This window comes from Bordetella genomosp. 7 (assembly GCF_002261265.1).
Lineage (GTDB): Bacteria > Pseudomonadota > Gammaproteobacteria > Burkholderiales > Burkholderiaceae_B > Bordetella_A.
The window spans coordinates 39935-53108 of record NZ_NEVK01000004.1 but is presented as its reverse complement, the minus strand read 5'-3'; the positions used below and the strand labels follow the sequence as shown (position 1 = coordinate 53108).

Genomic DNA, 13174 nt, shown 5'->3' with positions numbered 1-13174 from the left:
CGCAGGATATTAATTTGTTCAGTTACCGACACGCCTTTCATGCCGGCAATCACGCGGACGTGCTCAAGCATGCCGTGCTGGTCCATAGCCTTGATTACCTGAACCGCAAAGATGCGCCCTATTGGGTGGTGGATACGCACGCCGGCGCGGGCCTTTATGCGCTGGATGGCGAATGGGCCGGCAAGAACGCGGAATTCGAAGACGGAATCGGCCGGCTGTGGCAAAGCGACGGACTGCCGCCGCTGCTGCATGAGTACGTGCAACGCATCCGCCGCTACAACCCGGGCCAGCGGCTGCGGCATTACCCCGGCTCCCCCTGGCTGACCCTGGATTCCCTGCGCGAACGCGACCGCCTGCGCCTGTTCGAGATGCACCCCACCGAATCCGAGGTGCTGGTCAAGAACCTGGAGCAGCTCGGCAGGACGGCGCTGCGCCAGACCACCATATATGGCGCGGACGGGTTCGAGGGCATGAAGGCGCTGCTGCCCCCTCCTACCCGGCGCGGCCTGGTGCTGATCGATCCGTCTTATGAAGACAAACAAGACTACAAGCGCACGCTCAATGCCGTAAAAGAAGGCCTGAAGCGTTTTGCCACCGGCACTTATGCCGTCTGGTACCCGCTGGTGCAGCGGCGCGAGGCCACCGAGCTGCCCCGACACCTGGAAAGCCTGCCGGTCAAGAACTGGCTGCACGTGACGCTCACAGTAAAAAAGCCGTCGGGCGACGGCTTCGGGCTGCATGGCAGCGGCATGTACGTGGTGAACCCGCCCTGGACGCTGCACGCCGCCCTGCAGGAAGCCATGCCGGCGCTTACCCGGCTGCTGGCGCAGGACGACCGCGCATCGTTCACCTTGCAGCATCGGGCAGCCTGACGCCGGCCGCCGCGGCCGGCGTCAGCGGCGCCCCAACGCGCCGCGCGCTCCCAGTATTACCAGCACACCGAAGAGCGCCAGGCTCCACAAGGCGTACTCCACGCCCAGCACTTCGACACTGGCATCCATGCAGGTGGCATAGATGCCGAACAGCCACGGCACCGCCCCGTCCAGCCCCGTGCCGCTCATGAACCGGTCGGCGAAGGTCTGGTCGCACGAAAACATGCGCGCCGCGACGTCGTACTGATACCAGGCCGCGGCAATGCCCCCGGCAGCCAGCACGGCGCAAGCGGCCGCGCAGACGCGTGCGAGCGCCGTTGCGCACGCCCCCGCCAGGGCCACTACCCCGATGACCAGATAGATCAGGCGCTGCAGCACGCACCATGCGCACGGGGGCATGTCGAATACGTGCTGCGATACCAGCGCCGCCGCAACAGCGCCAAAGCACAGCAGAGCGATAAGCAGCAACAGGCGCTGGCCAGGGATAAGCATGATGTAGACCGTGGTAAGTAAAACGGATCGCCGCGCCGGGAACCGCGCCCGGCGGCGCGGGCGGGCCGCGCCTTCAGCTGCCGTTGGACCGGTACCCCAGGTTGAACTGCAGGCCGCCGGCGGATTCTTCGTCGCTCGAGCTGCCGCGCGCCTGGCCCAGGCGTTCGAGGTACTCGGGCGTGATGTCACCGGTAATGTACTGGCCGTCGAAGCAAGAAGCCTCGAAGCGGGCCAGGGCCGGATTGATATCGGTCACGGCCTGCTGCATGTCGCGCAGGTCCTGGTAGATGAGCCCGTCGGCGCCTATGGTGCGCGCGATCTCTTCGTCCGAACGGCCCGTGGCGATGAGTTCGCTCTGCGTGGGCATGTCGATGCCGTACACGTTCGGAAAGCGCACCGGCGGCGCGGCAGAGGCGAGATAAACCTTGTTGGCGCCGGCAGCGCGCGCCATGTCGACGATCTCGCGGCTGGTCGTGCCGCGCACGATGGAATCGTCGACCAGCAGCACGTTCTTGCCCTTGAATTCCACGCCTATGGCGTTGAGCTTCTGGCGCACCGATTTGCGGCGCACCGCCTGCCCCGGCATGATGAAGGTGCGACCGACGTAGCGGTTCTTGATCAGCCCTTCACGGTAGTCGAGGTTCAGGCGTGCGGCCAGTTGCATGGCGGCCGGCCGCGACGAATCGGGGATGGGCATGACCACGTCGATGTCCCCCAGGCGCATGCTGCGAGCCACCTTGTCGGCCAGGTACTCGCCCATACGCAGGCGCGCGCCGTACACCGACACGCCGTCGATCAGCGAATCGGGCCGGGCAAAGTACACATATTCGAAGATGCACGGCACCAGTTGCGGGCTGTCGGCGCACTGGCGGCTGACCATGCGGCCGTCCAGATCGACAAACACGGCTTCGCCCGGCTGGACATCGCGCAGAAACTCGAACCCGCTGCCCTCCAGGGCCACGGACTCGGAAGCCACCATCCATTCGACGCCTTCATCGGTTTCCTGGCGGCCGATACACAAGGGCCGGATGCCATGCGGGTCGCGGAATGCCAGCATGCCGTAGCCGGAAATTTGCGCCACGACTGCATAGGCGCCGCGCACGCGCTTGTGCAGCGCCGCCACCGCGCGGAACATCGCGTCCTCGTCGAGCGATACGCCGTTGGCCGCCAGCTGCAGCTCGTGGGCCAGCACGTTGAGCAGGACTTCGGAGTCGGAATTGGTGTTGATATGGCGGCGGTCCACCCGATACAGCGATTCGCGCAGCTCGCGCCAGTTGGTCAGGTTGCCATTGTGGGCGAACGTGATGCCGAATGGCGCATTCACGTAGAACGGCTGCGCTTCTTCTTCGCTCTGGCTGGAGCCCGCAGTGGGATAACGCACGTGACCCAGGCCGCTGGTGCCGGGAAGCGAGCGCATGTTGCGTGTGCGGAATACGTCGCGCACCAGGCCATGCGCCTTGAACATATTGAAGTGGCTGCCGTGCGAGGTAGCTATGCCGGCCGCGTCCTGGCCACGATGCTGCAGCAGCAGCAAACCATCGTAGAGCAGCTGGTTGACTGGCCCGCGCCCCACGACCCCGATGATTCCACACATGGTGATTTCCCGTTTAACGAAACTTAGTATGGCAGCCACGTCGCAAGCGACGGGGGCAGCCATGACTTGATATGCCTGACGGCCTCGGTGGCCGAATGCGAAAACATGGCGTCCTGCCACCAGGGTTCTTGCGGCAGCGGCGTATATCCGCCCAATGCCACCAGGACCAGCACGAACAGCAGGCCGCGCGCCAACCCGAAGATGGCTCCCAGGCCATGGTCGGCGGGCGTGAGCCCCGTGGTGCGGATAAGCGCGGCCAGGGTCATGTTGACCAGCCCTACGCTCAGCAGCACCACGATGAACACCGCCGCATAAGCCACGCCCATGCGCAGCATCGCGGTTTCAATATAGGTTTCGAGCCAGCCATACACGGTAGGACCCCACCAGATGGCGGCCACGAAAGCCAGCACGAACGCCAGCAGCGACAGCACTTCTTTGAGCAGGCCGCGCACCAGGCCCAGCAGCGCCGACACTGCGAGGATGGCCAGGACGACGAAGTCGAAGCCGGTCACTGGCTGGCAATGAAACCGTTGTCGTAGCCCAGGGTGCGCAGGCGCGCCTGGGCCGCCTGCGCGGCATCGCGCGAGGGGAACGGCCCGACACGCAGGCGGTACTGCTGCTTGCCGCCCACCGACGCCTGCTCGACAAATGCATTGGTGACGCCTGCCTGGTGCAGTTTGGTGCGGCGCGACTGCGCGTCGGCCTGGCTGCTGTACGAGGCTATCTGCAGAACGTAGTTGCCTTTGGCGGTGCGGCTGGCCGGCTGGCTGGCCGACTCGGGCGCGCGGCCTTCAAGCAGCGCCAGTGCGCGCGCTCCATCGTCGTCGCGCGGCGGTTTGGCAGGCGGCTTGGGCGGCGCCGCAGGCGGGGCTGCCGGCGGTTGTTCGGGTTGCGCCTGCGCAGAAGCCGGCGGCGCGGCCGGGACAGGTTGCGAGGCCAGGTCGGGCGGCGCCGGCGGCTCGGCCGACGGCTGCGCACCGGAGGATTCCCCCTGCTGCGGCCCCGGGGCCTCGGGGGTGCCGGCGTCGGCCACTACGGGCGGCGACACATTGGGCTGATACGGCGTATTGCGGTCGGGAATGCGGATGGGAATGTCATCGGCCACGGGCACGGGCTCGGAGTCGAGCACCATGGGCAGCACGATGACGGCGGCCAGCACCAGAGCGACGGCGCCCGCCAGCCGGCGCCGGGCGCGCGCACGGAGTTCCGCCGCCTGGGCTTCGCTGGAGACCGACGGACGCGGCCGGGTTGGCGATGCCTGCGAGGCGGAATCTTTGCGAGAAAACAATCCCATGGACAGGAATTCCTTGACCTGGGCGAGGCCGGCGCCCCGCCTGCCCGAGACCTATGGTTTGCGGCCCAACGACTGCAAAACCGAGGCAACGGTGAGAAATGAGCCGAACACCACGATTCTATCACCCTCGCCCGCCCGGGCGCGCGCCGCGGCATAGGCCGCCGCGGGGTCTGGATAGGTCTGCACGGTGGGGGCCTCGTCGGCGGCGGGTGCGTTCCGGAGGGCGGCCGAGACATGCGAGGCCAGCGCTTCGCCCGAGCCGCCGCGCGCACCAGGCAGCGCGGCGCAATACCAGTGATCGATGCGGCTGGCGAGCTTGGCGATCACCCCATCGATATCCTTGTCGTTGAGCATGCCCACCACCGCATGGGTATAGGGGTGAAAACCCATGTTGTCGAGGTTCTGCGCCAGGACGGCGGCGGCATGCGGGTTGTGCGCCACGTCCAGGATGACCGCAGGCTGGCCCGGCAGAATCTGGAAGCGGCCGGGCAGCGAAGCCTGCAGCAGGCCGACGCGCACTGCCTGCTGGGGCACCGGCAGCCGATCGCGCACGGCTTCGAGCGCCGCCAGCGCTGCCGCGGCGTTGAGCAGCTGGTTGGCGCCGCGCAAGGCCGGGTAGGCAAGCGCGTTGCGACGCTGGCCGCGGCCGCCATAGGCCCATTGCTGGCGGTCGCCCGAATAATTGAAATCGTGGCCGAACCGCCAGAGGTCGGCGCCGATGGCCTGTGCGTGGTCGATCAGCGACTGCGGCGGCTGCGGGTCGCTGCAGATGGCCGGCTTGCCGGCGCGATAGATGTGCGCCTTTTCGAGACCGATCTGTTCGCGCGTGTCGCCCAGGTAGTCTGTATGGTCGATATCGACGCTGGTAATGATGGAACAGTCGGCGTCGACAATATTGACCGCATCGAGTCGCCCGCCCAGGCCGACTTCGAGCACCACCGCATCCAGCCGCGCCTGCGAGAACAGCCGCAGGATGGCCAGCGTGGTGAATTCGAAGTAAGTCAGCGTGACGGCGCCGCGCGCCGCCTCGACCGCCGCGAACTGTTCGGCAAGTTCGGCGTCGCTGGCCAATTGCCCGTTGATGCGGGCGCGCTCGTTGAAATCGATGAGATGCGGCGATGTGTACAGGCCGACCCGGTAGCCCGCCGCGAGCAGCATGGATTCGAGCATCGCGCAGGTGGAGCCTTTGCCATTGGTGCCGCCCACCACGAACTTCACGGCATCGAGCCGCAGCGCCAGGCGATCGGCCACCTGCCTGACTCGATCGAGCCCCAGGTCGATGGCCTTGCCATGGATGGACTCGAGATACTGCAGCCACTGCGGCAACGGAGATGTGGCATCGAGACAGGGGGCAGACATGACAACACACATAAATGGCAGACGCGGCAGTTTAGCAGCCAGGCAGGGCCTGCCCCCGCGATACCCCGCACGCCGACCCTGCCATCAGGAAAAATCTACTTGCCATGTGTTTTCACATGCATGAAAATGAATTCACAGTATCGAATACAGGAGACTGGGTATGCCCGACTATCCCCGCTGGCTGGTGCGCGAGTCCGACGTGCCGGGCTACCACCCCGCCAACCACACCGGCACCCTGAACCGCCGCCTGATCGGCGCCGATACGGTAGGCGCCCGCCAGCTCGAAGTGCTTGTGGGAGTGATAGAAAAGGGACAAGGCGCGCTGCCTCATTCGCACCCGGGCATCGAACAGGTGTGCTACCTGCTATCGGGCACGGCGCGCGCTCAGGTTGGCGACGAGTCGGCCGAAATGGTGCCCGGCGATTGCTGCTATTTCCCGCCCGATATTCCCCACGTATTCACCGTTACCAGCGAACAGCCCGCGCGCTTGCTGGTGATTTATGCGCCCCCTTATGAAGAATCGCCCGACCGCGTCATGCGCGGCAACGCGGCGCCCGCCGGCGCGGCCTGACCCCCGCGCCCCTGCCAGACAGGCGGCCGACAGACGCCGCCCATATCAGGAGACTCACCATGCTTTTACGCACGTTGCGCGCCGCCGCCCTTGCCGGCGCGGCCCTGGCGGCGGCCGGCCCCGCGCCGGCGGCCTACCCTGACAAACCGATCAGCCTGGTGGTGCCTTTTCCGGCAGGCTCGGGCACCGACGCCGTGGGCCGCATTTTTGCCGCCGAACTGGGCAACATTCTGGGCCAGCAGGTGGTGGTGGAAAACAAGCCCGGCGCCAACGCGACGATTGCCGCGCAGTATGTCGCGCGCGCCAAGCCGGACGGATACACGCTGTTCGTCACGACCAACACGTCGCACTCGGCCGTCCCGTTCCTGATGAAGAACGTATCGTACGACCCGGTAAAAGACTTCACGCCCATTGCGCGTGGCGGCAACCTGCCCTTTTTGCTGGTGGTCAACCCCCAGCGCCCCTACAAGAGCGTGCAGGAATTGATACGCCATGCCCGCGAGAACCCCGGGCGGGTGACCTACGCCACCGGCAACAGCACGGGCATTGTGGCCGGCGCCACGCTGGCCCGCCGCGCCGGCATCGACATTCTGCACGTGCCCTATAAGGGCACGCCGCAGGCCCTGACCGACCTGGTCGGCGGGCAGGTGGACTTCATGTTCACCGACCTGGCGTCCGGCCTGCCGTTCGTGCAGTCGGGGCAACTGCGCGCGCTGGCGGTATCGACGGCGCAGCGCAGCAGCATCGCGCCCGATCTGCCTTCGATGCGCGAAGCGGGAGTAAAAGACTTCGACCTGAATTCCTGGAACGGCTATTTCGGGCCGGCCGGCATGCCTCCGGAAATCGTGGCCCGGCTGAATGCGGCGATCAACCAGATCGTGTCCGACCCTCAGGTGCGGCAACGCCTGGCGGGCCTGGGTTTTGATGCCTTCAGCGGCACGCCCGAGAGTTTTGCGACGTTCGTGTCCGAGCAGCTCGACCTCTGGGGTACGTTGATCAAGGACGCAGGTATCCAGCCACAATGACTACATCCGCCGATACCGCCGGCCCCTTGGCCGGCGTACGCATACTGGATCTGAGTTCCGTTGTCATGGGCCCCTACTGCACGCAGGTACTGGCGGACCTGGGGGCCGACGTGATCAAGGTCGAATCTCCGTCGGGCGACAACATGCGCGCGGTGGGCCCCATGCGCAACAGCGGCATGGGGCATCTGTACTTGCACCTGAACCGCAACAAGAGGTCCATCGTGCTGGACCTGAAAACGCCCGCCGGGCGCGAGGCCTGCCTGAAGCTGGCGCAAGGCTGCGATGCGCTGCTGTATAACATCCGCCCCCGCGCCATGGCGCGGCTGGGGCTATCGTACGAGGAAGTGGCCGCGCGCAACCCGCGCATTGTGTATATCGGCGCCTACGGATTCAGCGAAGCCGGCCCCTATGCCGGCAGGCCCGCCTACGATGACCTGATCCAGGGACAGACCGGCATTGCCCACCTGTTCCGGCGCCAGGGGGCCGACCTGCCGCGCTACGCCCCATTGACGCTGGCCGATCGTGCGGTGGGCCTGCAGGTGGCGGTCGCGCTGGTGTCGGCCGTGCTGCACGCGCGCGGCCAGGGGCATGGCCAGGCGGTGGAGATTCCCATGTTCGAAGGCATGGCCCACATGGTGCTGGGCGACCACCTGGGCGGCCAGACGTTCGACCCGCCGCTGGGGCCAACGGGCTATGCGCGCCTGCTTTCGGCACATCGGCGTCCCTATGCCACCGCCGACGGCTACCTGTGCCTGCTGATCTACAACGACAAACACTGGCGCCGCTTCTTTACCCTGATCGGCCGCCCCGAGCTGGAACACGACCCGCGTTTCTGCTCGCATACGGCGCGGGCCTGTCATATCGACGAGGCATACGCCTTCGTGGCGGAAGTCATCCGCACGCGCACCACCAGCCAATGGCTGGACGATCTGGCGCGCGTCGACATTCCGGCGGCGCGCCTGTATTCCGTCGACGATCTGCTCGACGATGCGCACTTGCAGGCCACCGATTTCGTGCGCCAGGTCGAGCACCCCAGCGAGGGACGACTGCGCACCCCTGCTCCGCTAGGACGCTACGCCCGCACCCCGCTCGCCATCCGCCGGCCCGCGCCACGGCTGGGCGAGCACAGCCGCGAAATTCTGCGCGAGGCCGGCTGTACCGACGAAGAAATCGACGCCATGATTGCCGCGCGCGCCACTCTGGAAGGATCTGCCTGATGGATTTTGAGTTTTCTTCGGACCAGCTGACATTGCGCGATGCGATCAGCCGGGTCTGCGAACGATTTCCCGACGATTACTGGCTCACGCGCGACCGCGAAGGCGGTTTCCCGCACGAATTCCATGCGGCGCTGGCCAGCGACGGCTGGCTGGGCATCGCCATGCCGCAGGAGTATGGCGGCGCCGGCCTGGGCATGACCGAAGCCGCGCTCATGATGCAGACCATTGCGGCCTCGGGCGCAGGGTTCGCGGGTGCCTCAGCCGTGCACATGAACATCTTCGGGCTTAACCCCGTTGTCGTGTTCGGCACCGATGCGCAGCGCCGCCGCTGGCTGGAGCCCCTGATCGCCGGACGCGAAAAGGCCTGTTTCGCCGTCACCGAGCCCGATGCCGGGCTGGACACCACCAGGCTGTCGACGCTGGCTCGCCGCGAGGGTGACCAATACGTGGTGCATGGCCGCAAGATATGGATATCGACCGCGCAGGTCGCCCACAAGATGCTGCTGCTCGCGCGCACCACGCCGCTGGCCCAGGTATCCAGACCCACCGAGGGGCTGTCGCTGTTCTATACCGACCTGGACCGGAACAAGGTTGAGGTCCGCGAAATCGACAAGATGGGCCGCAAGGCCGTCGATTCGAACATGCTGTTCATCGACGGGCTGCGTATTCCGGTTGCCGACCGCATCGGCGAGGAAGGCCGGGGCTTCGAATATATCCTGCACGGCCTGAACCCCGAACGCATCCTGATTGCCGCGGAAGCGGTAGGAATCGGGCAGGCGGCGCTGGCCCGCGCGGTGCAGTACGCCGGCGAGCGCACCGTATTCGGCCGGCCCATCGGGCAGAACCAGGGGGTGCAGCATCCGCTGGCCCAGGCGTGGATGCAGCTGGAAGCCGCAAATCTGATGGTGTACCGGGCGGCGAGCCTGTACGACGCCGGCCTGCCCTGCGGCCCTTACGCCAACAGCGCCAAATACCTGGGCGCAGAAGCCGGCCACAACGCCTGCCAGACCGCCGTACTCACCCTGGGTGGCATGGGCTATGCCAAGGAATATCACGTGGAGCGCCTGCTGCGCGAAAGTTACATTGCGCGCATCGCGCCCGTGAGTCCGCAACTGATCATGTGCTTCATTGCGGAAAAGGTGCTGGGCCTGCCCAAGTCGTATTGACCGGCAGCGGGTATCGCACGCGGGTCAACCGCGTTGCTCCAGCGCGGTGCATGCCGCGCGCAGAATGCGCGCATACTCTTGCTGTTGCGGCTCGATGCGATAGATGGGGCCGCCCACCGATATGGCGTAGATTTCGCCGGACAGCGTCACGGGCCATGAAATGGCGCATACGTCGGGGATGGACTCGCCCAGGTTCATGAACCAGCCGCGCTGGCGCGACAACTCGAGATCGGCCTCCAGGGCCTGTACGGTCGTCAGCGTGCGTTCGTTGTGGCGCGTCAGGGGGCTGCGCCCCAGCAGGGCATGACGCGCATCCGGCTCCAGCATGGACATCAGCGCCTTGCCGAGGGAATTGGCGTGCAATTCCCGGAACTCGCCCGCCACGGGCGCATAACGGATGGTGTGCGGGGAATCGAGCACATCCAGGTATACGACCCTGGCTTCGCTCAGCTTGCCGAACACAATGGTTTCCTGGGTGGCGTCGCGCAGTTCCAACAGGCTGGGATAAACGCGGTCGAGCACCGGATCGGCGCGCGCGATGCGCTGCGCCATGGCCAGCAGGCGGCCGGTGGGGTAATAGCCCTGGCGCCGGCCGGTTTCGTAAAGGTAGCCCAGCTGGGACAGGGTGCGGATCAGCGCCAGGCAACTGGATACCGGCACGCCCAGCAACCGCGCCAGCTCGGACAGCGGCAGGGGCCGCCGTTCGCGGGCGTAGGTCTCGATGATTTCGATGACGCGCAGGGCCGTCTTGACGCTCATGGGTGAATCAAACCGAAAAAAGGGGCCGCGGCCTAAAGTTCCCCGTGGGGGTGCCGTAATGGTAGCTGAGAATTTCCCATATAACCCCGCGCGGCGCATACGCGCCGGTCCAATGGAGTGAACATGGCTGTCAGCCCGCTCGCCCCCGCGCTTGTTGCGCTGCCCACCGTGACTGTCCCGCCGGCTCCGGCAGAGCCGGCCATTGCTGTCACGCCGGCAGCCGCGTCCGCCGACAGCGGCGGCGCGCAGGATGCGGCGGCACATCCTGGCCGGCCTGCGCTGCCCCTGGAGCGTGTGCTGGACGAACTGAATGACCAGCTGCGCGCCTGGAAAACCCAGCTGCAGTTCGAGATCGACCCCCACGTGCACCAGGTGGTGGTCACCATCGTCGATTCGGAAACCGGCGAAGCCATCCGGACCATCCCTTCGGAAACGCTGCTGCGGGTCGCCCGGATGATCGTGCAGATGCAGGGCAACGCCGTGCAGACCACGGCGTGAAACGCCAAATTAGGCAGGCGTTCGGCCTTTGCCCGGCCAATCGCATGACGCGCCGCTTTGAAACAATCAGCTAGCTCGCAAGGAACGATATGGCCTCTATTACCTCATTGGGCGTCGGTTCGGGTCTGACCAACCTGGAAGACCTGCTCAAAAATCTCCGCACATCCGAAGAACTGCGCCTGAACCGCATCACGTCGCAACAGAACAGCTATAAATCGCGCATTTCGGCGTTCAGCAAGATCCAGGGAGGCGTCGAGGCCGTACAGAAGGCGGCTGCGGCATTGGCCGATCCGGCGACGCTGGGCGCAGTCAAGCATACCGTCAGCGGCGATGGCCTGACCGTGAAAACGGCGGCCGGCGCCGTAGCGGGCGACTATAAGATCGCCATCAGCCAGCTGGCTGTCGCCCAGACGTTGAAATCGGGCGCCGTGGAAAGCCGCACCACGCAGCTGGGTTCCGGAGGCGCCATCGAGATCGCTCTGCAGAATGGCGAAAGCGCCAAGGTAGAGCTGGGCACCGACACGTCCCTGAACGGGATTGCCAAAGCCATCAACGGCAGCGACGACGTGGGCGTGCGCGCCACCATCATTACCGACGGCAACGGCGAAAGCTACCTCATGCTTACCAGCAAGGCCACCGGCGAAAAGGCGGCCGTGCAGAGCATCACCTCGGACAACACCGCCGTACAGGGGGTGGTGGGTTATCAGGCTGGCGCGGCCTCGCCCATGAGCGAGCAGCAGGAAGCGAAAAACGCGCTTATCACGATCAATGGCATTGCGGTCGAAAGCCAGTCGAACACCATCGCCGACGCCATCGACGGCGTCACGCTGGAACTCGCGGATACCACCGAGCCTGGCGAGTTCGTCACCGTGTCGGTCACGAGCGACCCTGCGGCCCTGTCCAAGGCCGTCAAGGGGTTCGTCGATGCCTACAACGGCCTGCAAGCCACGATCGGCAGCCTGACGGCATTTGATGTCGAAGAACAGACGCAGAGCGCGCTCACCGGCGACAGCACCACGCGCGCGATTCAGTCGTCGCTGGCCGCGGCGCTGCGCGTGGCGACCAGCGAAGGCGCGCTGCGCACGTTGACCCAGCTGGGCGTGACCACCAATCCGACCTCGGGCAACCTGCAGCTGGACCAGGCCAAGCTGGACGAAGCCCTGGCGGCCAACCCCGGGGATGTGGCGCGCGTGCTGAGCGGCACGGGCGGCCTGGCTGAGAAATTCAAGGCCGCCACGGACGGCATCCTGGGCGCAAACGGATCGATCAAGACACGCAGCGAAGGCCTGCAGAAAACCGTGGACACCCTGCAGAGCCAGTACGACAGCACCAAGGAATCGATCGAGGCGACGATGAGCATCTATCGAGCCCAGTTCACGCGCCTGGACGCCCTGGTCACCCAGATGAACAGCATGAGCACGTACCTGACCCAACAGTTTGCCGCGCTCAGCGGCAACAGCAACAAGTAACCTTTCGGGTCCGCAACCATGACCTACGCCGCACGCCGCCCTGCCGGATATTCGGCCCGCTCGTACACCGATATCGGCCTGGAAACCCAGGTCATGAGCGCCAGCCCCGAACGTCTGATCACCCTGTTGTTCAATGGCGCACGGGCAGCCATCGCGCAGGCCCGCCTGCATCTGGAATCGGGCCGCATCGCCGAGCGCGGCGCGGCCATTTCCAAGGCCATCCGCATCGTGGACGAAGGCCTGAAGATGGGCCTGGACATGGAGGCCGGCGGCGACATGGCGGCCAACCTGGCCGATCTGTACGACTATATCGTCCGCGCTCTGCTACAGGCCAACTTGAAGGGCGACGCGGCTCAGCTGGAAACAGCCGACCGCCTGCTGTCAGACCTGGCGCAAGCCTGGCAAGCCGCCACCGACACCTCTGCCGGCCCCGTGCCGGCCTGACCCGCAGGGCCGCTTCCCACGGCCGTATCGCCACCTGCGCGAGACCTCTATGACGTCCCCCCAGCACCCATCGATCCTGGACATTTACCGGGAGATCGCCGATCTCACAGACGCAATGCTCTCGTCGGCCCAGTCGGGCGACTGGAGCGCTGTGCTGGCGCAGGGCCAACGCTATTGCGAATGTGTCGAACGACTGCGCGGCCTCGAACCCAAGCCCCCGCTGGACGACGCTGGCCGGGAGACCAAATATGAACTGCTGGTGCGCATCCTGGAAAACGACGCGGCGACACGCGACCTGGCGATTCCCCAGATGGCGCGCCTGAGCGATCTGCTGGGTCGCCTGAAGCGCCAGCGATCGCTGCTGTCGGCTTACGGCACGCGCGCCCCGGCCGCATGAGCGCGCTGGCGGTCGCA

At 66.0% G+C, this 13174-nt stretch carries 15 protein-coding genes; 9 read left to right on the top strand and 6 right to left on the bottom strand.

The window, feature by feature from the left end; genetic code table 11:
* The first annotated feature begins 14 nt into the window (after nt 1-14).
* Nucleotides 15-872, top strand: coding sequence for a 23S rRNA (adenine(2030)-N(6))-methyltransferase RlmJ (locus CAL19_RS07520; protein ID WP_094796448.1), 858 nt, complete (start codon nt 15-17; stop codon nt 870-872).
* Nucleotides 873-893: 21 nt separating this feature from the next.
* On the opposite strand, the gene CAL19_RS07515 is transcribed toward CAL19_RS07520, so the two are convergent.
* The 5 genes from CAL19_RS07515 to folC form a co-directional block, all read right to left on the bottom strand.
* Nucleotides 894-1364 carry a disulfide bond formation protein B gene (locus CAL19_RS07515; protein WP_094796447.1) on the bottom strand — a complete coding sequence of 157 codons (471 nt, stop codon included), beginning with the start codon at nt 1362-1364 and terminating at the stop codon, nt 894-896.
* A 73-nt stretch (nt 1365-1437) separates the two neighbouring features.
* Nucleotides 1438-2958 carry an amidophosphoribosyltransferase gene (gene purF, locus CAL19_RS07510; RefSeq protein ID WP_094796446.1) on the bottom strand — a complete coding sequence of 507 codons (1521 nt, stop codon included), beginning with the start codon at nt 2956-2958 and terminating at the stop codon, nt 1438-1440.
* 23 nt (nt 2959-2981) lie between these two features.
* On the bottom strand, nt 2982-3470 hold the full coding sequence (locus CAL19_RS07505) for a CvpA family protein (protein ID WP_026639626.1): 489 nt from the start codon (nt 3468-3470) through the stop codon (nt 2982-2984).
* Nucleotides 3467-4252: an SPOR domain-containing protein gene (locus CAL19_RS07500; RefSeq protein WP_026639627.1), complete on the bottom strand. Its 786-nt coding sequence runs from the start codon at nt 4250-4252 to the stop codon at nt 3467-3469. Before CAL19_RS07500 ends, CAL19_RS07505 begins: the two co-directional genes overlap by 4 nt.
* A 51-nt stretch (nt 4253-4303) precedes the next feature.
* Nucleotides 4304-5611 (bottom strand): bifunctional tetrahydrofolate synthase/dihydrofolate synthase, encoded by a 1308-nt coding sequence (folC, locus tag CAL19_RS07495; RefSeq protein ID WP_026639628.1) that lies wholly within the window; start codon nt 5609-5611, stop codon nt 4304-4306.
* A 160-nt stretch (nt 5612-5771) separates the two neighbouring features.
* Between folC and CAL19_RS07490 the strand changes: the two genes are divergently transcribed.
* The 4 genes from CAL19_RS07490 to CAL19_RS07475 are packed head-to-tail and all read left to right on the top strand — an operon-like array spanning nt 5772 to nt 9590.
* Entirely contained in the window at nt 5772-6182 is a 411-nt protein-coding gene (locus CAL19_RS07490) for a cupin domain-containing protein (RefSeq protein WP_094796445.1), read from the top strand.
* 59 nt (nt 6183-6241) lie between these two features.
* Nucleotides 6242-7207 carry a Bug family tripartite tricarboxylate transporter substrate binding protein gene (locus tag CAL19_RS07485; protein ID WP_026639630.1) on the top strand — a complete coding sequence of 322 codons (966 nt, stop codon included), beginning with the start codon at nt 6242-6244 and terminating at the stop codon, nt 7205-7207.
* The gene (locus tag CAL19_RS07480; RefSeq protein WP_026639631.1) at nt 7204-8424 is read left to right on the top strand and encodes a CaiB/BaiF CoA transferase family protein; all 1221 of its coding nucleotides are present in this window, start codon (nt 7204-7206) and stop codon (nt 8422-8424) included. The genes CAL19_RS07485 and CAL19_RS07480 overlap by 4 nt, the downstream gene beginning before the upstream one ends.
* Nucleotides 8424-9590, top strand: coding sequence for an acyl-CoA dehydrogenase family protein (locus tag CAL19_RS07475; protein ID WP_026639632.1), 1167 nt, complete (start codon nt 8424-8426; stop codon nt 9588-9590). The genes CAL19_RS07480 and CAL19_RS07475 overlap by 1 nt, the downstream gene beginning before the upstream one ends.
* A gap of 24 nt (nt 9591-9614) precedes the next feature.
* On the opposite strand, the gene CAL19_RS07470 is transcribed toward CAL19_RS07475, so the two are convergent.
* Complete coding sequence (locus CAL19_RS07470) at nt 9615-10349, bottom strand: IclR family transcriptional regulator (protein WP_026639633.1); 735 nt, start codon at nt 10347-10349, stop codon at nt 9615-9617.
* Nucleotides 10350-10472: 123 nt separating this feature from the next.
* Here CAL19_RS07470 and CAL19_RS07465 point away from each other — a divergent pair, with 123 nt between their 5' ends.
* The 4 genes from CAL19_RS07465 to CAL19_RS07450 all read left to right on the top strand — a co-directional run bounded on the left by CAL19_RS07465 (nt 10473) and on the right by CAL19_RS07450 (nt 13157).
* Entirely contained in the window at nt 10473-10847 is a 375-nt protein-coding gene (locus CAL19_RS07465) for a flagellar protein FlaG (RefSeq protein ID WP_026639634.1), read from the top strand.
* A gap of 89 nt (nt 10848-10936) precedes the next feature.
* Nucleotides 10937-12316, top strand: a complete 1380-nt coding sequence (fliD, locus tag CAL19_RS07460) for a flagellar filament capping protein FliD (protein WP_026639635.1) — start codon at nt 10937-10939, stop codon at nt 12314-12316.
* 18 nt (nt 12317-12334) lie between these two features.
* Nucleotides 12335-12760: a flagellar export chaperone FliS gene (gene fliS / locus CAL19_RS07455; RefSeq protein ID WP_026639636.1), complete on the top strand. Its 426-nt coding sequence runs from the start codon at nt 12335-12337 to the stop codon at nt 12758-12760.
* 49 nt (nt 12761-12809) lie between these two features.
* The gene (locus CAL19_RS07450) at nt 12810-13157 is read left to right on the top strand and encodes a flagellar protein FliT (RefSeq protein WP_026639637.1); all 348 of its coding nucleotides are present in this window, start codon (nt 12810-12812) and stop codon (nt 13155-13157) included.
* Nucleotides 13158-13174: the final 17 nt, after the last annotated feature.